The following is a 23022-nucleotide window of genomic DNA, read 5'->3' as shown; positions in this document are numbered from 1 at the left end:
TGCGCGAGGATCGCCCCTATGGATCTGCTGACCACTCTCGTGGACAAGGGGCTGCGGCGCGAGCTGCCCACCCGGGACGAGGCGCTTGCCGTCCTGGCGACCTCCGACGATGACCTGCTCGACGTGGTGGCCGCGGCGGGCAGGGTGCGCCGCCAGTGGTTCGGGCGCCGGGTCAAGCTGAACTACCTGGTCAACCTCAAGTCCGGGCTGTGCCCCGAGGACTGCTCGTACTGTTCGCAGCGGCTCGGCTCGAAGGCCGAGATCCTCAAGTACACCTGGCTGAAGCCGGACGAGGCCGCCGCCGCCGCGCGCGCCGGGGTGGCGGGCGGCGCCAAGCGGGTCTGCCTGGTGGCGAGCGGACGCGGCCCGACCGACCGTGACGTGGACCGGGTCTCGGCGACCATCGCCGCCATCAAGGACCAGAACGAGGACGTGGAGGTCTGCGCCTGCCTCGGTCTGCTCTCCGGCGGCCAGGCGGAGCGGCTGCGGTCGGCCGGCGCCGACGCGTACAACCACAATCTCAACACCTCCGAGAGCACGTACGGGGACATCACCACCACGCACACCTACGCCGACCGCGTGGACACCGTGCAGCAGGCCCAGGCCGCCGGGCTCTCCGCCTGTTCCGGGCTGATCGCGGGCATGGGCGAGAGCGACGCGGACCTGGTGGACGTGGTGTTCTCGCTGCGCGCGCTGGACCCGGACTCGGTGCCGGTCAACTTCCTGATCCCGTTCGAGGGCACACCGCTGGCCAAGGAGTGGAACCTCACCCCGCAGCGCTGCCTGCGCATCCTGGCGATGGTGCGGTTCGTCTGCCCGGACGTCGAGGTGCGGCTGGCCGGTGGCCGTGAGGTGCACCTGCGCACGATGCAGCCGCTGGCCCTGCACCTGGTCAACTCGATCTTCCTCGGCGACTATCTGACCAGTGAGGGCCAGGCCGGTCAGGCCGACCTCGACATGATCGCCGACGCGGGCTTCGAGGTGGAGGGCGCGGGCACCACGACGCTGCCCGCACACCGCGCCGACGTGGCCGCGGCCGGCTGCGGCTCGCACGCCGCCGACGCCGGCTCCGGGTGCGGCTCGCACGACGGCGGCTGCGGACCCTGCGGCGGCCACGGCGAGGACGCGGTCCCGGCCGCCCGTACGGAGACGGCGGCGCGCAAGGAGACGGCGGAGGGCGCGCGTACGGATCTGGTGGCGGTACGGCGGCGCGGCGCGGGAACGGATCTGCCGCCCAATGCCTGAACCCCGCCCGTTGTCCCCCGGCGGCCTCCCGTCGGCGGACGTACCGCTCGACCCGGACGTGCTGCTGGCGCTCGACCGGCAGCACGTCTGGCACCCGTACGGTCCGATGCCCGGCCGGCAGCAGCCGCTGGTCGTCGCCTCCGCGTCCGGTGTCCGGCTGCGGCTGGCGGAACCGGCCGAGGGCCGCACCGAACTGGTCGACGGCATGTCGTCGTGGTGGTCGGCGATCCACGGCTACCGGCACCCGGTGCTCGACGAGGCGGCGCACACCCAGCTCGGCCGGATGAGCCACGTGATGTTCGGCGGGCTCACCCACGAGCCCGCCGTGCGCCTTGCCGCGCGGCTGGTGGAGATCACCCCGGAGCCTTTGCGGCACGTCTTCCTCGCCGACTCCGGCTCGGTGTCGGTCGAGGTCGCGATCAAAATGTGCCTGCAGTACTGGCGTTCGCTGGGCAGGCCGGGAAAGCAGCGGTTGCTCACCTGGCGCGGCGGCTACCACGGCGACACCTGGCAGCCGATGTCGGTGTGCGACCCCGACGGCGGCATGCACGACCTGTGGTCGGGCGTCCTGCCCCGGCAGGTCTTCGCCGGCGCGCCGCCGCCCGGCTTCGACGCGCCGCCCGACCCCCGCTACGTCGCGCACCTGCGGGAGACGATCGCCCGGCACGCCGACGAACTGGCCGCGGTGATCGTGGAGCCGGTGGTGCAGGGCGCGGGCGGCATGTCCTTCCACTCCCCCGGTTATCTGCGGGTGCTGCGCGAGGCGTGCGACGAGCACGACGTGCTGCTCGTGTTCGACGAGATCGCCACCGGCTTCGGCCGCACCGGCACCCTCTTCGCCGCCGACCACGCCGGTGTCGCGCCGGATGTGATGTGCGTCGGCAAGGCGCTGACCGGCGGCTATATGACGATGGCGGCCGCGCTGTGCACGGGAAAGGTCGCCGACGGCATCTCGCGCGGCGAGGTCCCGGTGCTCGCGCACGGCCCGACCTTCATGGGCAATCCGCTGGCCGCGGCCGTCGCCTGCGCCAGTCTCGACCTGCTGCTCGACCAGGACTGGGCGCTGGAGGTCAAGCGGATCGAGTCGGGCCTGCGCGAGGGTCTCGACGGCGTCGCCGCGCTGCCCGGCGTCCGTGACGTACGGGTGCTCGGCGCGATCGGCGTCGTGCAGCTCGACCACCCGGTCGACATGGCGGCGGCCACGGCCGCGGCGGTGCGCGCCGGCGTCTGGCTGCGGCCCTTCCGCGACCTCGTCTACACGATGCCGCCCTATGTGACGGGCGACGACGACGTGGCCAGGATCTGCGCGGCGGTACGGGACGCGGCCGTCGCGGGCTGAGGCGTACGGCCGCCGTACGACCGTACGCACAGCGCTCCCGCGGTTTTCCGTACGGTGGTGCGTACGGACAACGCACGGGCAGCACGCACCAGGGACAGCAACGAGGATCGGAGCGACACCATGGCCATCGTGGTCATCACCGGAACGGGTACCGAGGTCGGCAAGACGGTGGCGACCGCCGCCGTGGCCGCCGCGTCGCTCGCCCAGGGGCTGAGCGTGGCCGTGCTCAAGCCCGCGCAGACGGGCGTGGCCGACGGGGAGCCGGGCGACGCCGCCGAGGTGGCCCGGCTGGCGGGCGCCGTCACGGCCGCCGAACTCGCCCGCTATCCCGAGCCGTTGGCGCCGGCCACCGCGGCCCGCAGGGCCGGTATCCGGCCGGTCGGCCCGGAGGACATCGCGGAGGCCGCGGCCAAGCTGGCCGCCGTGCACGATGTCGTCCTGGTCGAGGGCGCGGGCGGCCTGCTGGTGCGCTACGACGAACAGGGCTCGACGCTCGCCGACGCCGCCGCGCTGCTGCGCGCCCGTGTGCTGCTGGTCGCCCCCGCCGGGCTCGGCACCCTCAACTCGACCGCTCTGACGGTGGAGGCGCTGGAGGCCCGCAAGGTCGACTGCATCGGCGTCATCATCGGCAGCTGGCGGTCGGAACCCGAGCTGGCCGAGCGCTGCAACATCGCCGATCTCCAGGAGGCCGCCAAGGCGCCGCTGCTCGGCGCGCTCCCCGAGGCCGCCGGCGCGCTGTCCCCCGCGGCCTTCCGCGCCGCCGCCCCGGACTGGCTGGCCCCCCAGCTCGGCGGGACCTGGGACGCGGCGGCCTTCGCCGAGGTGTACGCGCCGGAGCCGTACGGCGCCTGACGTCCGCGGCGCGGCGCGGGCCTCAGCCCTGCCGCGGCTCGGTCGTCCAGCTCCGCAGCTCGTCGGCGATGCTCTCCAGCGGCGCGGTGCCGTCCTTGACCAGCCGCGCCAGATCGCGGACCTGCTCCGGGGTCATGGCGGGCTTGAGGCCGCTGGCGACCAGATACGCGTAGGCGACGGCCGAGGCGTACAGCGCGTTGCTCTCCTCCAGGGCCGGTACGTGCACCAGCAGCTGGAGCAGGGCGGCGGCCCTGGTGTGCGTGTCCGTGTACACGGGCGTGCCGAAGATCTCCGCGTCGTGCCTGCCGACCGCGGCGACGAGCGCGCCCCAGTCGGTCACCTGCGGATCGCCCGGCGTGTAGCGCTCCGCGACCATCAGCAGCCAGGAGAGACTGATCCGAAGGGTCAACGCGCGCCTTCGCCGCGGATGTCCCTGCCGTCCCGGATGTCCTTGCCGTCCCGGGTACCGAACTCTTCCGCGAACACTTCTTCGTAGCGCTTCATGAAGTCGGCGGCGGCCTCGACGAACGCCTTGCCGTTCTCCCCCTCGTCCTGCCGGACGAGTTCCTCGATGTAGCGGTTGACACTGATGCCGCGCTGCGAGGCGCGCTGCCTGGCCGTCTCGGCCGTGGCTTCGTCCACCCGAACGTTCAACTGGGTCTTCGGCATGTGTCCACGCTAGCGCCGTGGCGCTAGTAGCGGCAAGAGCGCTTTTGCCGGGACGGCGCCGCGCCGACGGCCAGGAGGGGGCAGCCGCATACGGCGTCTCGCATGCCGGAATGCCGCGTACGCCCCGCGGCACGGTGATGGGATGAGGACATGAGCGATCTTCGTATACGGTCCGCCGATCCGTCGGACGTCCCGGCCGTCCTCGGTTTCTGGCGGGTCGCGGCCGAGGGCACCAGCATCAGCGACGACGAGGCGGGCGTGGCCGGGCTGGTCGCCCGCGACCCCGGGGCCCTGCTGCTCGCCGAGCGCGACGGCACGCTGGTCGGCACCGTCATCGCGGGGTTCGACGGCTGGCGCTGCCACCTCTACCGCCTGGCCGTGCACCCCGCCGCCCGTCGTCAGGGCGTCGCCACCGCGCTGCTCTCGGCCGCCGAACGGCGCTTCACCGCCCTCGGCGGCCGGCGCGGCGACGCGATGGTCCTGGAACGCAATGTCACCGCCCATGGCGCGTGGTCGGCCGCGGGCTATGTCCGTGAGGCGCGGTGGCGCAGGTGGACGAAGAGCCTCGGCTGAAGCGAGCCTGGGGTGGAGTCCGGGCGGGGCGGGCGCCCGGGGGTGGGCGTCCACCCTCTCGTCCTGAATGCCGCGCGCCGCCGCCCGTCGTGGTTGATCATGGGACCGAGGTGACGGGATGACTGAAGCACTGCTGCTGGTGGTGGCCGTACTGCTCACCCTGGCCTGCGGCCTGTTCGTCGCGGCCGAGTTCTCGCTGACGACGATCGAGCGGGGCGAGCTGGAGCGCGCGGAGCGGGAGGGGGAACGGGGGGCCGCGGCGGCGCTCGCCGCCGTACGGACGCTGACGGTGCAGCTGTCCGGCGCCCAGCTGGGCATCACGGTGACCGGCCTGGTCATCGGCATGCTCGCCAAGGGCTCGATCGCGAAGCTGCTGCGCGGCCCGCTGCGCGCGGTCGGACTGCCCGACACGGGGGCGTCCTCGGTGGCGCTGGTACTGGGCACGGCGATCTCCACGGTGGCGCTGATGGTGATCGGCGAGCTGGTGCCGAAGAACTGGGCGATCTCCCGGCCACTGCCCGTCGCCAAGGCGGTCGCGGCGCCGCAGCGCGCCTTCACCACGGCCTTCCACCCGCTGATCCACCACCTGAACAACACCGCCAACCGGATCCTGCGGGCGATGGGCCTGGAACCCGCGGAGGAGCTGGCGTCGGCGCGCGGGCCGCAGGAACTGGCCGCGCTGGCACGGCACTCCGCGAAGGAGGGGGCGCTGGAGGCGGACACGGCGGAGCTGTTCGTACGGACGCTCAGCCTCGCCGACCTGACCGCGGAGAACGTGATGACGCCCCGCGTCCAGGTCACCGCGCTGGACGCGCAGGCCACCGCCGAGGACGTGGCGAACGCGACCCGCGCGACCGGCCTGTCCCGCTTCCCCGTCTACCGCGGCAGCCTGGACTCGGTGATCGGCACGGCCCACGTCAAGGACGTCCTCGCCGTGCCCGCGGACCGGCGGGCCCGGGTGCCGGTCACCGAACTGCTGCGGGAGCCGCTGCTGGTGCCGGAGACGCTGACCGTGGACAAGCTGCTCGACCGGCTGTCGGGGCGCCGCTCCATGGCGGTGGTGATCGACGAGTACGGGGGCACCGCCGGGGTCGTGACACTGGAGGACATCGTCGAGGAGGTCGTCGGCGAGGTGCGCGACGAGCACGACCCCCAGGAGCTGCCCGACCTGCTCTTCCTGCGGGAGGCGCCGGACGGGCGCCGCATCTACGACGCGGACGGCGCGACACGGACCGAGGACCGTCTTGAGCGGATCGGGCTGCACGCCCCGGACGGCCCGTACGAGACGCTCGCCGGTCTGGTCGCGCAGCGCCTGGGCCGGATCCCGGAGCGCGGCGACGTGGTCGAGCTGGACGGCTGGCGGATCGAGGTCACCGACGCGAGCGGCCACCGCGCGTCCCGGGCCCGGCTGGTCTCGCCGCCGCGCGAGCCGGACCCGGCGCCCGGCCCGAGCGGGGCCGAGGACGGGGGCCGCGGCCGATGACCGTCGTCCAGTTGCTGATCGGCGCGTTCACCCTGGTGGCGAACGCCTTCTTCGTCGGCGCCGAATTCGCCATGATCTCGGTGCGCCGCGGCCAGGTGGAGACGCTCGCCGAGGGCGGTGACCGGCGGGCCCGCGCCGTGGTGTGGGGGCTGGAACACCTGTCGCCGCTGCTGGCCGCGGCGCAGCTCGGCATCACGGTCTGCACGCTGGTGCTCGGCATCGTCGCCGAGCCCGCGATCGCGCATCTGCTGGAACCGGTGTTCCACGCCGTGAATGTGCCCGACAGCGCCATCCATGTGATCGCGTTCGTCATCGCGCTGGCGGTGGCGACGTATCTGCACATGCTGTTCGGCGAGATGGTGCCGAAGAACATCGCGCTCGCCGATCCGGTGCGCTCCGCGCTGCTGCTCGGGCCACCCCTGGTGACGCTGACCAGGGCGCTGCGGCCGGTGATCTTCGCGATCAACGCGTTCGCGAACACGCTGCTGCGGATGCTGCGGGTGGAGCCGCGCCAGGAGGTGGCGTCGGTGTTCTCCGACGACGAGCTGTCGCGGATGGTGGTGGACGCGGAGGCGGCGGGCCTGCTGGACCAGCGGGCCACCGCGCGGCTGCGGGACGCGCTGGAACTGGGACGACGGCCGGTCGGCGAGATCGTGGTGCCGCCCGAGCGGGTGGTACGGGCGCCGCTGGGCATCACGCCCGAGGGTCTGGAGGCGCTGGCCGCAGAATCCGGCTACTCGCGCTTCCCGGTCGCCGACGCCGACGGCCGGGTGCGCGGATATCTGCACGTCAAGGACGCGCTGGACGCCGATCCCCGGGACGCGCCCTTCCCGCTGCCCGCGCTGCGCCGGATCACCAGGGTCGGCGCCGCCACGCCGCTGGACGACGTGCTGACCGCGATGCGCGCGGGCAGCGCCCATCTGGCGGCGGTGGTGGACGAGGAGGGCCGCGGCATCGGCCTGGTGACGATGGAGGACGTCCTCAAGGAACTGGTCGGCCGCGGCCGGCCGTGAGACCGTCTGCGCGCCGGTGACGCCGCCGGGCCGGCCCGACGCACCAGGACGCCCTCGCCGTACGCGCCGGGCCGCCCGACCCGCGGGACGCCCTCGCCATACGCGTCGGGCCGCCCGACCCGCGGGGCGCCCCTCGTGACCGGCCGGACTGAGCGGTCGCATAGGATCACCCGCGCCATGCAGACAGACGCACAGACCACCGCGAGCGGCTCCACGCCCGCCACGTACACCAGCTTCGTCGCCCTCGGGGACTCCTTCACCGAGGGCATGTCGGACCTGCTGCCCGACGGCACCTACCGGGGCTGGGCCGATCTGCTCGCCGCCCGCCTGGCCGCGCGGGCCGAGCCCGGCCAGGACTTCCGCTACGCCAATCTCGCCGTCCGCGGCAAGCTGATCCGGCAGATCTCCGAGGACCAGGTCGATGTCGCCGCCGCGATGGGCGCCGACCTGATCACGCTGGTCGGCGGGCTCAATGATGTGCTGCGGCCCAAATGCGACGTGGACGCCGTTTGCGCGGCGCTGGAGAGCTCGGTGGAGCGACTCGCGCCCGCCTGCGAGCAACTCGTCCTGATGCGCAGCCCGGCCAGGCGCGGCCCGGTGGCGGCCCGCTTCCTGCCCCGTATGGAGCAGCTCTACGCCTTCCTCGACGACCTCGCGGCCCGGCACGGCGCCCTCGTGGTGGACCTGCACGGCGCCGAGGTGCTCGGCGACCAGCGAATGTGGGGCGACGACCGGCTGCATCTGACGGCGGAGGGCCACCGGCGGGTCGCCGAGGCGGTGTGGCAGACCCTCGGCCTGCCGCCCGAGTCGGACTGGACGGTCGGCCTGCCGCCCGCGGTCCGCCCCGGCTGGGCGGCCCGCCGCACCGCCGACGCGCGCTTCACCCGGCAGCATCTGCTCCCGTGGATCGCCCGCCGGCTCACCGGCCGCTCCTCGGGCGACGGCCGCCCGGCCAAACGGCCGGACCTGCTGCCGTACGCGCCGCTGCCGTCGTCCGAGGACTGACCGCCGTCCCGCCGCACGCCCTGGCCGTCGCCCGGACCAGCGGCACCGCCGCGACCAGTAGAATCTCCACACGTGACTGCTAAGCCGCGCATCCCGAACGTCCTGGCCGGCCGCTACGCCTCGGCGGAGCTGGCGACCCTGTGGTCCCCCGAGCAGAAGGTGGTGCTCGAGCGCCGCCTGTGGCTGGCGGTGCTGCGGGCCCAGAAGGATCTGGGCATCGACGTGCCGGACCAGGCGCTCGCGGACTACGAGCGGGTCCTGGAGCAGGTGGACCTCGGGTCGATCGCCGAGCGCGAGAAGGTCACCCGGCACGATGTGAAGGCGCGGATCGAGGAGTTCAACGCGCTGGCCGGGCACGAGCAGGTGCACAAGGGCATGACGTCCCGTGACCTGACCGAGAATGTGGAGCAGCTCCAGATCCGGCTGTCGCTCGAGCACGTCAGGGACCGTACGGTCGCGGTGCTCGCCCGGCTGGGTCAGCTCGCGGGCGAGTACGCGGAGCTGGTGATGGCGGGCCGCTCGCACAATGTGGCCGCGCAGGCGACGACGCTCGGCAAGCGGTTCGCGACCACCGCCGACGAGCTGCTGGTGGCCTTCGAGCGGGTCGAGGACCTGCTCGGCCGCTATCCGCTGCGCGGCATCAAGGGCCCGGTGGGCACCGCCCAGGACATGCTGGACCTGCTGGGCGGCGACAGCGCCAAGCTCGCCGAGCTGGAGCACCGGATCGCCGACCACCTCGGCTTCTCCCGGGCCTTCACCTCCGTCGGCCAGGTCTACCCGCGCTCGCTGGACTACGACGCGGTGACCGCGCTGGTGCAGCTCGCGGCGGGCCCCTCGTCGCTGGCGAAGACGATCCGGCTGATGGCCGGCCACGAGCTGGTCACCGAGGGCTTCAAGCCGGGGCAGGTCGGCTCCTCGGCGATGCCGCACAAGATGAACACCCGCTCCTGCGAGCGCGTCAACGGCCTGATGGTGATCCTGCGCGGCTACGCGTCGATGACCGGCGAGCTGGCGGGCGACCAGTGGAACGAGGGCGATGTGTCGTGCTCGGTGGTGCGCCGGGTCGCGCTGCCGGACGCCTTCTTCGCCTTCGACGGGCTGCTGGAGACCTTCCTCACGGTGCTCGACGAATTCGGTGCCTTCCCCGCGGTCGTGGCGCGCGAACTGGACCGCTACCTGCCGTTCCTGGCCACCACGAAGGTACTGATGGGCGCGGTGCGCGCGGGCGTCGGCCGGGAGGTCGCGCACGAGGCGATCAAGGAGAACGCGGTGGCGTCGGCGCTGGCGATGCGCGAGCAGGGCACCGAGCGCAATGAGCTGCTCGACCGGCTGGCCGCCGACGAGCGGATTCCGCTGGACCGGGCGGGGCTCGACGCGCTGATGGCCGACCGGCTGTCCTTCACCGGCGCGGCGTCCGGGCAGGTCGCCGAGGTGGTGCGGCGGATCGAGGACGTCACCAAGGCGCATCCGCAGGCCGCGGCGTACCGCCCGGGGGCGATCCTCTGACCCCCGTGGCAGTGGGAGGGTCCGCCGTATGACGCCGGAACAGCTCGCCGCGGCCCGCGACCGCACCCTGACCGATGTGATCGGGGGCGGTCTGCGGGTGCTGTTCTGCGGGATCAACCCGGGCCTGATGTCGGCGCACCTCGGGCAGCACTTCGCCCGGCCGGGCAACCGCTTCTGGCCCGCGCTGCACGCCTCCGGCTTCACCCCGCGCCGCTTCGCCCCGGCCGAGCAGTACGAGATGCTCGCGCTCGGCCTCGGCATCACCAATGTGGCCGGGCGGGCGACCGCGCGCGCCGACGAGCTGACGGCCGACGAACTGGTCGAGGGCGGGCGGCGGCTGACCGCGAAGGTCGAGGAGTACCGCCCGGCCTGGCTCGCGGTGCTGGGCGTCACCGCCTACCGGGTCGCCTTCGCCGACAAGCACGCGCGGGTCGGCCCGCAGGAGCGGACGATCGGCGCGACCCGGATCTGGGCACTGCCCAGCCCCAGCGGACTGAACGCCCACTGGTCACCGGCCGCGCTCGCCGAGGAGTTCGCGCGGCTGCGGGAAGCGGCCGACCACGGCGCCGCGGAGGTCCCCGCACCCGCGGACGGCCGCGGAAGGTAGCGGCCCCGGCCGGATTCCGGAACCGTACGCGCCCCCTGTCGTCCGGCCCCGTGTGTGTCGCGCGGAGCACCGCCGGATGACAACTGGCGGCCCGTCAGCGTTTTCGCGGACGTATGCGACGGGACCGGTTCGGGCGAGCACTCGCCGTAACGCCCCGGGCCGGGTACGATCCGCCACACACAGGTACAGGCTGGGAGGACAGACGTTGGGGCGGCTCACCGGCGGGGATCCATCCCTGCTACGGCGGATCAATTCCGCGGTCGTCCTCCACGCGCTGCGCGGGGCGCAGACCCCGACGCTGACCGAGCTGGTGCACACCACCGGTCTGTCGCGGCCCACCGTCGAGGGCGTCATCGAGGGCCTGACCGAGTCGGACCTCGTGGTCGAGGTGGCGCCCGAGGCCACCGACGGACGCAAGCAGGGCCGCCCCGCCCGCCGGTTCCGCTTCCACGCCGAGGCCGGGCATCTGCTCGGCATCGAGATCGGCGCGCATCAGGTACGGGTGGTGCTGTCGGACCTCAGCGGGCAGGTGCTGGGTTCGCACGGCCGCGAGGTCGACGAGGCCGCGTCCGCCGACGACCGGCTGGAGCGGGTCCGCGGCACCGTCGCCGAGCTGCTGCGCAAGGCGGGCGTGGCGCGCAGCACGCTGTGGGCGGTCGGCGTGGGCAGTCCCGGCATCGTGGAGGCGCACGGCGAGGTGGTCCTCAGCACGGCGCTGCCCGGCTGGACGGGGCTCCCGCTCGGCGAGCGGCTGCAGCGCTCCTTCCGCTGCCCGGTGCTGGTGGAGAACGACGCTAATGTCGCGGCCGTCGCCGAGCACTGGAAGGGTGTCGCGGTCGGCACCGACGACGTGGTGTTCGTGCTGGCCGGGCTGAGCCCGGGGGCGGGCTCGTTGATCGGCGGGCGGCTGCACCGCGGTTTCGGCGGCGCGGCCGGAGAGATCGGCGCCCTGCATCTGCTGGGCCGCGAGGTCACCCCCGAATATCTGCTGTCCACCACGGGCAAGCCGTTGCATCCGCTGGACGAACCGGCCGTCGCGCGGGTCTTCGCGCTGGCCAAGCAGGGCGATGTGCAGGCCAAGGACGCGGTGGAACGGTTCCTGCGCCGCCTGGTGCACGACGTCGCCGCGCTGGTGCTGGCGATCGACCCGGAGCTGGTGGTGATCGGCGGCTGGGCGGCGGGTCTTGACGGGGTACTGGAACCGCTCAGGTCGGAGCTGGCCCGCTACTGCCTGCGACCGCCGAAGGTGACGCTCTCCGCGCTGGGCCAGGAGGCGATCGCCACGGGGGCGCTGCGGCTGGCGCTCGACCACGTCGAGGAGCAGCTCTTCGCGGTCGAGCAGACGTCGCTGTCCCTGCACTGACCGGGCTCGTCGCCGCCCTTACCGGACCTGTCCCGGCCCTGACCGGGCTTGTCCCGGCACACCGAACAGACCTGTCCCGGCACTGATGTGCCGGGACAGCGCGGGGTCGTCGGTCAGGAGGCCTGACGGCTCTCCTCTTCGTGGTGGGTGACCTCGAGGGCGCCGGAGTCGCCGAAGGTCAGCCGGCAGGTGTCGGCGCGGTAGGTGGCCACGGAGGCGGCGGCGACCCGGCCGGCGGAGAAGTAGCGGGTCGTGACGACGAGCACGGGCGCGCCGGGCAGCCGGTCGAGCTGCTTGGCGTCCTCGGCGCTCGCCGAGCCCAGCTCCACGGACCGGTCCTCGCCCTCCAGCTCCAGCGTGTGCAGCTCCCGCAGCACGGCGGGGGCGTGGTTCGCGGGCGTGAGCATCGTGGACAGCTCGGGCACGGACGCCGGCGGTACGTAGAGCAGCTCGGTGGCGACGTGCTGGCCGCGCATTACGCGCTCGCGGCGGACGGTGTGCACGGCCGCGTCGGAACCGGTGCCGAGCAGGGCCGCGATCGCGTGCGGCGCGACGGCCTCGACACAGCCGACGGTCTTCCAGGAGTCGAGCGTGGAGCCGGGCCAGGTGTTGGCGACCGGTCCGACGCGCACACCCATCCGCGGCGGAGCCACGGTGGTGCCGACGCCCCGGCGGCGCTGCAGGCGGCCTTCGAGCTCCAGTTGTTCGAGCGCCTGCCGCAGTGTCGCGCGCGCGACACCGAAACGGGCGGCAAGGTCCCGCTCGTTCGGCAGGATCTCGCCGACCTCGAACTCCGAATCGAGGGCGTCGTTCAGCACGGTCTTGAGGTGCCAGTACTTCGGCTCCTGCACCGATTCGAGCTGCGTGGTCCCCACCCTGTCCTCGCAATCACCAGGTCCGGGGCGGGCCTTGTGGGCCAGCCTTCGGCTTGTTCAGCCTTGTTTCCGAACCACTATTTATTAAAGGTCCTTGCACTACTACGACTCGACGATAGAGCCGGGTCGTGAACTTGGTCAAGACCAATCCTCGGTCGGTGCGCCGTGCTATGGGCCCGCTGTGCGAGACGTTCATGTGTTGTTGACGGTGCGCTGAGATAGCGTTCGTGATCTCTGTGGGGGTGGAGCTGCGGGGATGCACGACAGGTACGGCACGAAGAGGACACGAAGAGGAGCGGATCGATGAGTCCAGTCACCGTGGTGACGGGTGGCGGCCGGGGTATCGGCGCGGCGGTGGCACTGCGGCTGGCGGCCGCGGGGCACGACGTGGGCATCGGTTACGAACGGGCGCGGGACGCGGCCGAGGAGGCCGCCGCACGGGTCCGCGAGGCGGGCGTGCGCTGCGTGACCGTCCAGGCGGACACCAGCGACGAGGCCGCGGTCGACACGCTCTTCGACACCGTCAAGGAGCAGCTGGGTCCGGTCACCGGATTGGTCAACAACGCGGGGATCACCGGACCGCTCGGCCGGTTCACCGAGACGCCGGTCGCGGTGATGCGCCGCGTCGTGGACGTGAACGTGATGGGCGCGATCCTGTGCGCGCGGCGCGCGGCCCTGGAGATGTCCACCCGGTACGGGGGCGCGGGCGGCGCGATCGTCAACATCTCGTCGGGCGGGGCCACTTTGGGCAGCCCCGGCGAGTACGTGCACTACGCGGCGAGCAAGGCGGCGGTCGACTCGCTGACGGTGGGGCTGTCCAAGGAGCTGGCGCCGGACGGCGTCCGGGTCAATTCGGTGCAGCCGGGCATGGTCGTCACCGAGATCCACGCGGCGATGGGCGATCCGGAACGGCCGTGGCGCAATCCGGACCGCATCCCGATGCGCCGGCCCGGGGAGCCGGAGGAGATCGCGCACGCGGTGGCGTGGCTGCTGTCGCCCGAGGCGTCGTACACCACGGGCGCGGTGCTGCGGGTGACCGGCGGTCTCTGAGGCCGCGGGCTCCTCCCGTCGTGCGCCTCGCCGGATACGGCCGGTCCGGTGGATCCGCAACAGCGCGTGACGCCACAGGTGTTGACCTGAGCATGGCTGAAACCCGACGGTGATACGGGGTAACGCCACGGAAACCCGCGGGGCTCGACTTACGGACACAATCCGTGTGCCCCGTACCCGTTCACCGTGCGCAGACAACTGAGGAGCGCCATGCCAGGACCCGTCGTCGACACCGAGAAGCCGACGTCACCACCGCCTCCCGCCGGCGGTTCGCTGGACCGCTGGTTCCGGATCTCCGAACGTGGCTCCACGCCGGGCCGGGAGATACGCGGCGGTCTCGCGACCTTCTTCACCATGGCGTACATCCTCGTGCTCAACCCGATCATCCTGGGCGGCGCGACCGACAAGTTCGGGCACCACCTCTCGGTCGCCCAACTCACCACCGCCACCGCCCTGGTGGCGGCGGTGATGACGGTGATCATGGGCGTCGGCGGCAATCTGCCGCTGGCCATCGCGGCCGGCCTCGGGCTGAACGCCGTGGTGGCCTTCCAGCTCGCGCCGAAGATGAGCTGGCCGGACGCGATGGGGCTGGTCGTCCTGGAGGGCCTGCTGATCTGCGTGCTGGTCGCCACCGGGCTCCGCGAGGCGATCATGAACGCGATTCCGCAGCCGATCAAGCAGGCGATCAGTGTGGGCATCGGCCTGTTCATCGCCTTCATCGGCTTCGTGGACGCCGGTTTCGCCAGCCGCATCCCGGACGCGGCCAAGACGACGGTGCCGGTGCAGCTCGGCGCGACCGGGACGCTCACCGGCTGGCCGGTGCTGGTCTTCTGCCTCGGCGTGCTGCTGACGGTGGCGCTGCTGGCGCGCCGGGTCAAGGGCGCGATCCTGATCAGCATCGTCGTGATGACGATCGTGGCGATCATCGTCAACAAGATCGCCGACCTGCCGGACGCGGCCTGGGGCCTGACGGTGCCGAAGGTGCCGCATCATGTGACGGCCACACCCGACTTCGGGCTGATCGGGGACTTCAGTCTCTTCGGCGGCTTCCAGGAGGCGGGCGTCGTCACCGCCGCGCTGTTCGTCTTCACCCTGGTGCTGTCGGACTTCTTCGACGCGATGGGCACGATCGTCGGCATCTCCAACGAGGCCGGGCTGCTGGACGAGCAGGGCCGGGTGCCGAACATCGGCCGGGTGCTCTTCATCGACGGCGCCGCGGCCGTCGCGGGCGGCGCGGCCTCCGCCTCGTCGAACACCGCCTATGTGGAGTCGGCCGCCGGTGTCGGCGAGGGCGCCCGTACAGGGCTCGCGAGCGTCGTCACGGGCGCGCTCTTCGTCGTCGCGCTCTTCCTGACCCCGCTGGCGGGAGTGGTGCCCTCGCAGGCGGCGGCGCCCGCGCTGGTCGCGGTCGGTTTCCTGCTGATGGCGCAGGTCCGCAACATCGACTGGACGCAGTACGACATCGGCATCCCGGCCTTCCTCACCATCGCCGTGATGCCCTTCACGTACAGCATCACCAACGGCATCGGCGCGGGCTTCCTGTCCTTCGTGACGATCAAGCTCGTCCTGGGCAAGGCGCGCGATGTGCATCCCCTGGTGTGGGGTGTGTCGGTGTGCTTCCTCGCCTACTTCGCGATCGATCCGCTGCAACAACTGCTCGGCGCCAAGTAGGCGGCGTACGGGACGCGTCGGCGCCGAGCGCGGTCACGACGCCCCGACCGGGACGGGGGCGCCCGGTCGGGGCTGCTGGCCGGACCGGCGCTGTGCACCGGCCCGTACTGTGACAACTCGCCCCATACGCGGGGAGTTCCCGGCTCCCGGAGAATTTACGAAGCACGTTCCGCCGGGCCGGTCACGGCGCCGCGGCGGCCTCCGCGGCCGGTTCCGCGCGGGCCGTCGCGGGCCCGGGTCCCGCGTGGTGCGCGGCGGGACCGGGCGTGGCCGCCGGCACGGGCGCGGCATCGGTCCGCGGTGCCGGGGCGCCGTCGCGCGCCCGGCGCCGCCGCAGCGCGCCCGAGCCCACGGCGACGCCGCACGCCACCAGGACGCTGCCCAGGAGCTGCCCGGTGCCGAAGGTGCCGACCGCGACCAGGGGCGCGGTGACCGCGGCAGCCACCGGGATGAGACCGGAGAAAAGGGTGGCGCGCTCGGTGCCGATCCGCTGGAGGCCCGCGTACCAGCAGACGAAGCCGATCACGGTGGCCACCACCGACTGCCAGCCGAGCGCCAGTGCCTCGGACCCGGTCGGCATCCGCAGCGCCGCGCTCCCGTCCGTCGCCATACCCACGGCGCCCGCTTCCAGGGCGGCCAGCGCGCAGACGCACGCCGAGAGCAGCGGCGGCCCCAGCGGCCGTACCAAAGGGGCGGCCAGCAGCGCGAAGCCGACCTCGCCGGCCAGGGCGAGCACCGACCAGAACAGGCCGGCGCCGTCCGTACCGCCCCAGCCCTGGACGACGAACGCGCCTGCGGCGACGAGCAGCGCTCCCCCGGTCACGGTCACCGTCGGGCGCCGCCCGGCGCCGAGCGGGACCAGGACCGCGACCACGATGGGCGCGCAGCCGACCAGGACGCCGGGCACGGCGGGTTCCGCGGTCCGCTCCGCGGCCAGGATCGCCAGGTTGAACCCGACCATGCCGACCGCGGCGACCGCCGCCGCCCGCGCCCACTGCCGTACGGTCAGCGCCCGCAGCCGCCGCCCCGCCTGCTTGCGGGCGGGCCACAGCAGGAGCAGGCACGCCGAGCCGTAGCGGAGCGCCTGGCCGCCTGCGTGCGGGTAGTCCACGAGCGCGCCGCCCGCGGTGAAGGAGGCGCCCACCAGGACGCAGGCGACGGCGGTGAGGACGAAACCGGCGCGTGGAGAGGAGTTCATACGGCGACGCTATGAAGGAAAGCGGTCCGGTTTAAGGTCCATTCCCATGGGAGCCAAGAGGACCAATTCGGATGCGGAGCCGTCCAGCGATGCGCAGGGAGGTTCGTCGGACGGTGCGCCCAGTGCGGCGCCGGACGGTACGGCGGCGGACGGTGACGTGTCGGACGGTACGGCGTCGCCGTCTCCGGGCTGGCCGGCGGCGTGGGAATTGCTGCTGCCGACCGCCGCGGCGCCGGCGCGCGGGCGCGGCCGGGCATTGCAGGCGGCGCTGCGGGACGCGGTCCGCTCCGGGCGGCTGGCGCCCGGCACCCAGTTGCCCGCCAGCCGCGAACTGGCCGCCGATCTCGGGGTGTCGCGGGGGCTGATCACCGACGCGTACGCGCAGCTCACCGCCGAGGGCTATCTCAGCGGGCGGCAGGGTTCGGGCACATGGGTGACGGCCGCGGGCACGGCGGACGCGGCCGCCGCGACGGCGCCGCCGCCCGCGGACGACCGCGGTGGTCCCACGGACTTCAGGCCCGGCCTTCCGGATCTGTCGTTCTTCCCGCGGGCCGCCTGGTCGGCGGCGCACCGCCGGGTGCTCGGCCGGTTGCCGCACCGCGCCTTCGGCTACCCCGACCCGCGCGGTCTTCCCGAACTGCGGGAGGCGCTGGCCGAGTTGCTGGCCCGGCGGCGCGGGGTGGCGGCGGCACCCGACCAGGTGATGGTCTGCTCAGGTGTGGCGCAGGCGCACACGCTGCTCGGTATGGTGCTGCACGCGCGCGGTGAGCGCGCCATGGCGGTCGAGGACCCGGGCAGTCCCGAGCACACCGGTCTCCTGGGCGCGGTCGGTCTGGCGGCGGTGCCCGTGCCGGTCGACGCGGACGGGCTCTGCGTGCCGGCGCTGGCCGCCACGGGTGTGCGCTCGGCCGTCGTCACGCCCTGCCACCAATTCCCGTCGGGCGTGGCCTATTCCGCGCGGCGGCGCGCCCTGCTCACGGACTGGGCGCGTACGGTCGGCGGTCTGGTCGTCGAGGACGACTACGACGGCGACTTCCGGTACGACCGGGCACCGGTCGGCGCCCTCCAGGGGCTGGCGCCCGGCCATGTCGCGTACACCGGGTCGGTCAGCAAGACGCTCGCCCCGGGTCTGCGGCTCGGCTGGCTCGTCGCACCGCCGGACATCGTCGCGGAGGCGGCACGCCGCAAGCGGACGATGGACCTCGGCAATCCGGTCACCGAGCAGGCCGCGCTCGCCGACTTCATCACCGGCGGCCACTACGACCGCCATCTGCGCCGCTGCCAGCGGCTCTACCGCCGTCGGCGCGACATCCTCACCGGCGCCCTGGCCGAGCACTTCCCCGGCGCCGCGGTCACCGGCATCGCCGCCGGCCTGCACGCCATCGTCTCGCTCCCGCCGCGCTACGGCCCCGAGTCCCGCCTTCTGGCAGCCGCCACGTCGGCGGGCATCACCCTCCGCCCGCTGTCCGACTACCGCCACTCCCCCACGCCCGCCGCCGCTTCCCGCATCGACCTCGTCATGGGCTACGCCCATCTCCCGCCGGAAGCGATCTCCCGTGCGGTCGGCCTGCTGGCCGCGGCGGAGGCGGCCGCACCGCGCTGAGGACACGGGCCCCGCGCCCGGCCGGTCGGCGGCGCGTCCGCGCGGGGCGGGGACTCAGGCGTCGTCGGCGGCCGCGACTCCGGCCGTGTGGTCGAGGACCGAGGCCGCTTCCGCGCGGCGCGTGTCGGCGAGGTCGCCGGTGGCGTCGGCGTATTCGGCGAGGACGGCACGGGCGCGGGCGGCCGCGGCCGTGGGGCGGTCGAGGTCGGCCTCCAGCCAGGCGGCGGTGAGGGTGGCGGCGGTGCGGTCGTCGCGGGCGGCGGGGCCGAGGGTCGCGAGGACGGCGATCGCGCGGTCGGTGAGGGTGAGGGCTTCGGCGAAGGCGGCCTCCTGGCCACCCGGGCCGTCCGCACGTTCCGGGGCTTCCGGTCCTTCCATGGCCTCCGGGACTTCCGGGACTTCCGGGACTTCCGGGACTTCCGGGGCTTCCGGGCTTTCCGGGACAGGGGTGTTGGCGAGTGAACGGAGGACGATCTCGGCGGTCTGCCGGTAGGTGTCGGCGAGGTCGATCCGCAGGTGCGTGGTGGCGGTGTGGCCGTCCGCCGCGGACGCGTCGGCGGTCACCGAGGCCAGGGCCTCCTCCGCCACGCGGAGCGCCGCGGACATCAGGGGACGCGCCGCCGACAGGCCGGCGCGGCCGTCGCGGAGTTCGATCCAGGCGCGGGCCCGCAGCGTACGGATCAGGGCGTGCGGGTCCCCGACGGTGCGCCAGAGCTGCTCGGCGCCGGCGTAGGCACGGACCGCCTCGTCGTAGAGGCCGGCCCGGTTGAGGGCGTCCGCCGCGAGGTTGGCGAGCATCGCGTGGTCGCAGGGGTCGTCCCAGCCCTCGGCGATCCGGGCGCCGAGCAGGAACTGCTCGGCGGCCTCCCTGGCCTCTCCGAGGTCGAGCTGGCATTCGCCGAGCCACCAGCGGGCCTGCACGATCCGGCCCTCGACGCCGCCGCGTTCGAGGTCGGGCAGCACGGCCTCCAGCACGCCGGCGCCCTCGGCGGACCGGCCGAGCCTGCGCAGCGCGCCGCCGAACAGCAGCCGCGCGGAGGCGCCCAGGTCGTCGCCGTGGCCCGCCTCGTCGGCCCAGTGCGCGGATTCGAGTGCCTGCGCCGCGGCCTGTTCGTCGTCACCCACCTCGGCGCTTGCCTGGGCGACGAGTAGATGCAGATGGGCACGGTGCGGGGCTTCCAGAATGTCGTCGCCGTGGTCGAGCGCGGCGCGCGCGCAGCGGGCGGCGGTCTCAGGATCGCCGCCGCGCAGGCAGAGGTCGGCGAGCGCCGCCTCGGGCTCGGCCGCGTACCACGGCTGGCCCGCCGCGTGGTGCAACTGCGCGCCCTCACCGAGGAGTCGGACGGCGGAGTCGGTGTCCCCCCGCCCCGCCGCGAGCCGCCCGAGCATGACGCGGGCGTCGGCGAGCCGTCCCGTCATCCCGGGCTCGTCCTGGTGTTTCTCGCCGAAGGCGGCCACTTCCGCGGCCTGTTGCTCGGCCCGCGCGAGCGCGTCCTGACCCGCGGCGCTCGCGTCGTCGGCCGCGGCCACCAACAGGATCCGGCAGCGCAGCAGTTCGACCCCTGCCGCCTGCCGGGCGGTGGCCGTCGCCCGGTCGTGCAGGTCGCGCAGCAGCGCGCACTGCTCGCCGGCGGCGCGCAGCGCCTCGTCCACCTCTCCGGTGAGCGCCAGCGCGTAGGCGGCGCGGGTGCGGCTCGCGGCGGCCTCCCCGGGCTCGCCCGCGTCCGCGAACAGCGCGGCGGCCTGCTGGAACAGCTCCTGGGAACGGGCCGGGTCGGCGATCGCCGTCATCGCCTCGTGGTCCGTGATCTCCGCGCGGGCCTTGGCGTCGATCACCGCGCCGGTCCGCTCGACGGCGGCGGCCACGTCCGCCCACGCCTGGTGGGCGCGCGGGTCGCCGGTCTCGCTGATCCGCCGCGCCTCGGCGAGCAGCGCGGGCACATCGTCCGCCGTGCGGTCGGCGGCGGGCGCGGGCGGCTGCGCGGGGCGTACGGCCGCACCGCCGAGCCGGGCGGCGCGTATCCCCAACGGCAGCCGTTCCAGCAGGGGTTGACGGGCCATCCGGTCCCGTACGGCGGCGGAGACGGCGTCGGAGCCGTTGCGCGCGTCGAAGGCGTGCGCCAGTTCCAGGGCGCGCGTCCGCGCGTGGTCGTGGAGTTCCGCGGCCGTCCAGTCGCGGCCCTCCGGTCCGGGCACGGGCTGCTCCGCGTGGCCGAGGCGGACGAGCCGGCCGGTGAGCAGGGCGGTGACGGCGAGGTGGTCCATGAGGCTGTCGGGGTCGCCCGCGGCGGTGAAGTACGCCGGGTGCTGGGCCAGGATCTCCAGGCCGCGTGCCTCGTTGCCGGTCAGGGCGCAGAATTCGACGTGCTGGGCGACGGCGGCCCGCATGCTCTCCATGGTGCGGACCATCCGGTAGCCGCGCAGGTGATGGGCGCGCGCCTCGTCGGTCCTGCCGGTCCTGAGCAGCGGCAGCAGTGAGGACGCGAGCACACCGTGCGGCTCGTGCGCGCAGGTCAGCTCGCCCGCGAGCACCGGCTGCCAGCTCTCCAGGGCCGCCGCGTCCTCGCCGAGCCGCACCTGCCAGCCGCCCTGGGTGTGCAGTTCGCAGGCGTGGCAGTCGCTCATCACGTCACGGTCGGCGGCGAGCCAGGCCGCGTAGGCGCGTTCGGCGCGAGCCAGGTCACCGATGTGCCGGGCGATCCTGAACTCGCCCTGCCGGACGGCCCGTTCGGAGTGTCCGGCGAGCCGGTAGCGGTGCTCCATCTCGGCCTGCCACTTCTCGATGGCGGCCAGCGGTATGTGCGGCTGGTCGAGCATGCCGCTGGAGACCCACTTGAAGTACCAGTGCAGGCTGTGGGTGGCGAATTCGTCGAAGTCGCCGGGCTGTTCGTCCCACATCCGCAGCGCCTTGGCGAAGGGCACGAATTTCTTGTCGGACTCGGAGCTGTAGTTGTACGCGGTCAGCAGGTTGAACAGCGACTCGATGATCAGCCGCCGGTCGGCGGTGCGGTCCGCCTCCTCCGCGATGCGCTCGGCGCGGGCGTTGCGCGCGGCGCCTTCCGGCTCCGCGCCGTTCTCCTGGATGGCCCTGCGCAGGGCGTCGACCGTACGCGGCTCGGTGGTCATCGGCCCTCCCCCTGCCCCGCCGGGTGTTCGGTCGCCCATTGCAGCAGGTCGAGGAAGGCCCGGTTGAGCAGTGCGGTGTCGGCGGCGCGCAGGGGGCGCTGCGCCATCAACAGGGCCTGCCCGTACAGCGCTTCGACGCAGGTGCCGACCAGCTCGCGGGCCTCGACGGCGCAGATCCTGCGGACCAGCGGATTGAGGTGGTTGAGCACCAGCCGGGCCCGGGGGGCGCTGCCGCGCAGCGAGCCGAGGATGCCCGCCCACAGGTCGTCGGCCCGGTCCTGCTCCTCCTCTCGGGCGCGTTCGTGCCGGGCGGCGCGGTCGTCGAGGTGCAACGCCGGTACGGACAAGGGGTGGAAGGTCCGCAGGACGACGTCGCAGTCGAGCGGTTCGAGCACGGCGCGCGCGGCGGCCAGGAAGCCGGACAGCGCCAGCTCCTCGGCCTGGTCGAGCGGGTCGAGATGGGCGGTGACGGTGTCGGCGTCGAGTTCGGCGACGGGGGTGCCGGGCCGCACCCGGGGCAGCAGGCCGACGAGTTCGGCGTCGTAGGTGTAGCCGCCGTTGACCACGCCCATGCCCTGGGCCGCGGCGATCGCGGCGACCTGCCGGAATTCCTCGACGGTGCGGGTGAAGTGCACGGTCGGGTGGCGGCGGGCGAATTCGTCGAGCGACTGCTGTCCGTCGGTGGTCTCGAACGGCAGCCAGGGCAGCATCACCCGCAGCAGTTCGGGGTCGTGCCGGGCGAGGGTCTTGACCCCGAGGTGGTGCACGGCCAGGAAATGGCCGAGCCGGTCGGGCTCACCCGCCGCCAGTGCCGTCAGCCACTCCTTGATCCGGTCGCCGAGCGCGTCGCGGACCGCGGCGAGCGTCTCGTCGGCGTAGAGGTGTTCGCGGGACGCGGTCGGCCGCAGGCTGTCGGTGTCGATGACGCAGCGGACGAAGAAGGCCCAGTCCGGCAGGAGTTCGTCGGCGCGGTCGGTGAGCAGCATGCCCTTGAGGTGCACCCGGTGGCCGGCCCGCTGGGCGGGGCTCACGGCGGACGGCAGCACGTACGCGATGCCGCGCAGCCCGGCGAGGGGCACGTCGAGGTCGATGGCGTCCAGGGGCAGGAAGCCGAACTGTTCCTGGCAGTGCCGGGCCAGTTCGACCCGGCGGGCGCTCGCGCCCGCGTACCGCCGCTCCCACACCGGCGGCCGGTCGGTGACGGGAGCGTCGTCCACCCGTACGTCGTAGGGCAGCAGCGAACCGAAGTCGCGGGCGACGGCGGCGACCCGGCCGGGCTCGAACCAGTCGGCGGCGCCGGGCCTCGCGGTGAGGTGGACGGTGGTGCCGGGCTCGGCCCTGGCGGCCGCGGGCAGGGTGCGTACGGTGTACGAGCCGTCGTCGCGCGCACACCACTCGACCGGCGGCGCGTCCGGTGTACGCGCGGACCTGCTGACGACGCGGATGGTGTCGGCGACGACGAAGCAGGCCAGCAGGCCGATGCCGAACTGACCGAGGAATTCGGTGCGCGCCGACGCGATGCCGGTCTCCAACTCGTCCCGCTTGGAGCTGCGTCCGATGGTGGCCAGCAGATTGTGGACGTCGTCCTCGGTGAGGCCGATGCCGGTGTCCTCGACGCGCAACGTGCCGGGTCCGGTGTGCAGCAGGACGCGCGCGGGTGCCTCCGGGTCCGCCGCGCGGCGCGCGGTGATCGCGTCGACGCCGTTCTGCAGCAGTTCGCGCAGATAGACCTTCGGGCTGGAGTAGAGGTGGTGGGAGAGGAGATCCACCAGGCCACGCAGGTCGACCTGGAACGTGTGCGGTGTCTGTTCTGCAGTCATCGTCGCTGCGCCGGTGGGGAGAGA

General features: G+C 73.6%; 19 protein-coding genes. 13 read left to right on the top strand and 6 right to left on the bottom strand.

From position 1 onward, the window contains the following. Window positions 1–18 precede the first annotated feature (18 nt). The 3 genes from bioB to bioD all read left to right on the top strand — a co-directional run bounded on the left by bioB (window position 19) and on the right by bioD (window position 3436). Window positions 19–1245 (top strand): biotin synthase BioB, encoded by a 1227-nt coding sequence (bioB, locus tag BM076_RS07200; protein WP_093712520.1) that lies wholly within the window; start codon window positions 19–21, stop codon window positions 1243–1245. Continuing rightward, complete coding sequence (locus tag BM076_RS07195; protein WP_093712519.1) at window positions 1238–2584, top strand: adenosylmethionine--8-amino-7-oxononanoate transaminase; 1347 nt, start codon at window positions 1238–1240, stop codon at window positions 2582–2584. The genes bioB and BM076_RS07195 overlap by 8 nt, the downstream gene beginning before the upstream one ends. Window positions 2585–2704: 120 nt before the next feature. Next, window positions 2705–3436: a dethiobiotin synthase gene (gene bioD, locus BM076_RS07190; protein WP_093712518.1), complete on the top strand. Its 732-nt coding sequence runs from the start codon at window positions 2705–2707 to the stop codon at window positions 3434–3436. A gap of 22 nt (window positions 3437–3458) precedes the next feature. On the opposite strand, the gene BM076_RS07185 is transcribed toward bioD, so the two are convergent. Both BM076_RS07185 and BM076_RS07180 read right to left on the bottom strand, forming a co-directional pair. Next, window positions 3459–3845 carry a fic family toxin-antitoxin system, toxin component gene (locus BM076_RS07185; RefSeq protein ID WP_093712517.1) on the bottom strand — a complete coding sequence of 129 codons (387 nt, stop codon included), beginning with the start codon at window positions 3843–3845 and terminating at the stop codon, window positions 3459–3461. After that, window positions 3842–4105, bottom strand: a complete 264-nt coding sequence (locus BM076_RS07180; RefSeq protein WP_093712516.1) for an antitoxin — start codon at window positions 4103–4105, stop codon at window positions 3842–3844. Before BM076_RS07180 ends, BM076_RS07185 begins: the two co-directional genes overlap by 4 nt. Before the next feature lie 150 nt (window positions 4106–4255). Between BM076_RS07180 and BM076_RS07175 the strand changes: the two genes are divergently transcribed. The 7 genes from BM076_RS07175 to BM076_RS07145 all read left to right on the top strand — a co-directional run bounded on the left by BM076_RS07175 (window position 4256) and on the right by BM076_RS07145 (window position 11655). Then, a complete protein-coding gene (locus BM076_RS07175) occupies window positions 4256–4678 on the top strand; it encodes a GNAT family N-acetyltransferase (protein ID WP_093712515.1) in 423 nt (140 codons plus the stop codon). A gap of 118 nt (window positions 4679–4796) precedes the next feature. Further along, window positions 4797–6161: a hemolysin family protein gene (locus tag BM076_RS07170; protein WP_093712514.1), complete on the top strand. Its 1365-nt coding sequence runs from the start codon at window positions 4797–4799 to the stop codon at window positions 6159–6161. Beyond that, entirely contained in the window at window positions 6158–7174 is a 1017-nt protein-coding gene (locus tag BM076_RS07165) for a hemolysin family protein (protein ID WP_093712513.1), read from the top strand. The genes BM076_RS07170 and BM076_RS07165 overlap by 4 nt, the downstream gene beginning before the upstream one ends. Window positions 7175–7351: 177 nt before the next feature. Next, the gene (locus BM076_RS07160; protein WP_093712512.1) at window positions 7352–8179 is read left to right on the top strand and encodes an SGNH/GDSL hydrolase family protein; all 828 of its coding nucleotides are present in this window, start codon (window positions 7352–7354) and stop codon (window positions 8177–8179) included. A 72-nt stretch (window positions 8180–8251) separates the two neighbouring features. Beyond that, window positions 8252–9685 carry an adenylosuccinate lyase gene (gene purB, locus BM076_RS07155; RefSeq protein WP_093712511.1) on the top strand — a complete coding sequence of 478 codons (1434 nt, stop codon included), beginning with the start codon at window positions 8252–8254 and terminating at the stop codon, window positions 9683–9685. A 28-nt stretch (window positions 9686–9713) separates the two neighbouring features. After that, on the top strand, window positions 9714–10292 hold the full coding sequence (gene mug / locus BM076_RS07150) for a G/U mismatch-specific DNA glycosylase (RefSeq protein ID WP_093712510.1): 579 nt from the start codon (window positions 9714–9716) through the stop codon (window positions 10290–10292). Between the two features lie 205 nt (window positions 10293–10497). Continuing rightward, window positions 10498–11655, top strand: a complete 1158-nt coding sequence (locus tag BM076_RS07145) for an ROK family protein (protein ID WP_093712509.1) — start codon at window positions 10498–10500, stop codon at window positions 11653–11655. Window positions 11656–11768: 113 nt separating this feature from the next. On the opposite strand, the gene BM076_RS07140 is transcribed toward BM076_RS07145, so the two are convergent. Next, window positions 11769–12530: a GntR family transcriptional regulator gene (locus BM076_RS07140; RefSeq protein ID WP_093712508.1), complete on the bottom strand. Its 762-nt coding sequence runs from the start codon at window positions 12528–12530 to the stop codon at window positions 11769–11771. Window positions 12531–12833: 303 nt separating this feature from the next. On the opposite strand from BM076_RS07140, the gene BM076_RS07135 reads away from it, so the two are divergent. Both BM076_RS07135 and BM076_RS07130 read left to right on the top strand, forming a co-directional pair. Continuing rightward, a complete protein-coding gene (locus BM076_RS07135) occupies window positions 12834–13580 on the top strand; it encodes an SDR family oxidoreductase (protein ID WP_093712507.1) in 747 nt (248 codons plus the stop codon). 210 nt (window positions 13581–13790) lie between these two features. Further along, the gene (locus BM076_RS07130) at window positions 13791–15251 is read left to right on the top strand and encodes an NCS2 family permease (RefSeq protein WP_093712506.1); all 1461 of its coding nucleotides are present in this window, start codon (window positions 13791–13793) and stop codon (window positions 15249–15251) included. Between the two features lie 181 nt (window positions 15252–15432). Here the strand turns inward: BM076_RS07130 and BM076_RS07125 are convergent, their stop codons facing one another. Continuing rightward, window positions 15433–16449, bottom strand: a complete 1017-nt coding sequence (locus BM076_RS07125) for a DMT family transporter (protein WP_093712505.1) — start codon at window positions 16447–16449, stop codon at window positions 15433–15435. A gap of 46 nt (window positions 16450–16495) precedes the next feature. Here BM076_RS07125 and pdxR point away from each other — a divergent pair, with 46 nt between their 5' ends. After that, complete coding sequence (gene pdxR, locus BM076_RS07120; protein WP_093712504.1) at window positions 16496–18052, top strand: MocR-like pyridoxine biosynthesis transcription factor PdxR; 1557 nt, start codon at window positions 16496–16498, stop codon at window positions 18050–18052. A gap of 54 nt (window positions 18053–18106) precedes the next feature. Here pdxR and BM076_RS07115 read toward each other — a convergent pair whose 3' ends face one another. After that, window positions 18107–21178 carry a hypothetical protein gene (locus tag BM076_RS07115; protein WP_093712503.1) on the bottom strand — a complete coding sequence of 1024 codons (3072 nt, stop codon included), beginning with the start codon at window positions 21176–21178 and terminating at the stop codon, window positions 18107–18109. Further along, entirely contained in the window at window positions 21175–22998 is a 1824-nt protein-coding gene (locus BM076_RS07110) for an HSP90 family protein (protein ID WP_093712502.1), read from the bottom strand. The genes BM076_RS07115 and BM076_RS07110 overlap by 4 nt, the downstream gene beginning before the upstream one ends. Window positions 22999–23022: the final 24 nt, after the last annotated feature.

This window comes from Actinacidiphila alni, from assembly GCF_900112845.1.
GTDB classification, from domain to species: domain Bacteria; phylum Actinomycetota; class Actinomycetes; order Streptomycetales; family Streptomycetaceae; genus Actinacidiphila; species Actinacidiphila alni.
The sequence above is the reverse complement of the archived record's forward strand: the minus strand, read 5'-3'. Positions and strand labels throughout refer to the sequence as shown.

What these genes read in the sequence shown, in the direction of transcription:
- bioB (WP_093712520.1), top strand. Translation starts at nt 19, where the DNA reads ATGGATCTGCTGACCACTCTCGTGGACAAGGGGCTGCGGCGCGAGCTG.
- BM076_RS07195 (WP_093712519.1), top strand. Translation starts at nt 1,238, where the DNA reads ATGCCTGAACCCCGCCCGTTGTCCCCCGGCGGCCTCCCGTCGGCGGAC.
- bioD (WP_093712518.1), top strand. Translation starts at nt 2,705, where the DNA reads ATGGCCATCGTGGTCATCACCGGAACGGGTACCGAGGTCGGCAAGACG.
- BM076_RS07180 (WP_093712516.1), bottom strand. Translation starts at nt 4,105, where the DNA reads ATGCCGAAGACCCAGTTGAACGTTCGGGTGGACGAAGCCACGGCCGAG.
- BM076_RS07175 (WP_093712515.1), top strand. Translation starts at nt 4,256, where the DNA reads ATGAGCGATCTTCGTATACGGTCCGCCGATCCGTCGGACGTCCCGGCC.
- BM076_RS07170 (WP_093712514.1), top strand. Translation starts at nt 4,797, where the DNA reads ATGACTGAAGCACTGCTGCTGGTGGTGGCCGTACTGCTCACCCTGGCC.
- BM076_RS07165 (WP_093712513.1), top strand. Translation starts at nt 6,158, where the DNA reads ATGACCGTCGTCCAGTTGCTGATCGGCGCGTTCACCCTGGTGGCGAAC.
- BM076_RS07160 (WP_093712512.1), top strand. Translation starts at nt 7,352, where the DNA reads ATGCAGACAGACGCACAGACCACCGCGAGCGGCTCCACGCCCGCCACG.
- mug (WP_093712510.1), top strand. Translation starts at nt 9,714, where the DNA reads ATGACGCCGGAACAGCTCGCCGCGGCCCGCGACCGCACCCTGACCGAT.
- BM076_RS07135 (WP_093712507.1), top strand. Translation starts at nt 12,834, where the DNA reads ATGAGTCCAGTCACCGTGGTGACGGGTGGCGGCCGGGGTATCGGCGCG.
- BM076_RS07130 (WP_093712506.1), top strand. Translation starts at nt 13,791, where the DNA reads ATGCCAGGACCCGTCGTCGACACCGAGAAGCCGACGTCACCACCGCCT.
- BM076_RS07125 (WP_093712505.1), bottom strand. Translation starts at nt 16,449, where the DNA reads ATGAACTCCTCTCCACGCGCCGGTTTCGTCCTCACCGCCGTCGCCTGC.
- pdxR (WP_093712504.1), top strand. Translation starts at nt 16,496, where the DNA reads ATGGGAGCCAAGAGGACCAATTCGGATGCGGAGCCGTCCAGCGATGCG.
- BM076_RS07115 (WP_093712503.1), bottom strand. Translation starts at nt 21,178, where the DNA reads ATGACCACCGAGCCGCGTACGGTCGACGCCCTGCGCAGGGCCATCCAG.
- BM076_RS07110 (WP_093712502.1), bottom strand. Translation starts at nt 22,998, where the DNA reads ATGACTGCAGAACAGACACCGCACACGTTCCAGGTCGACCTGCGTGGC.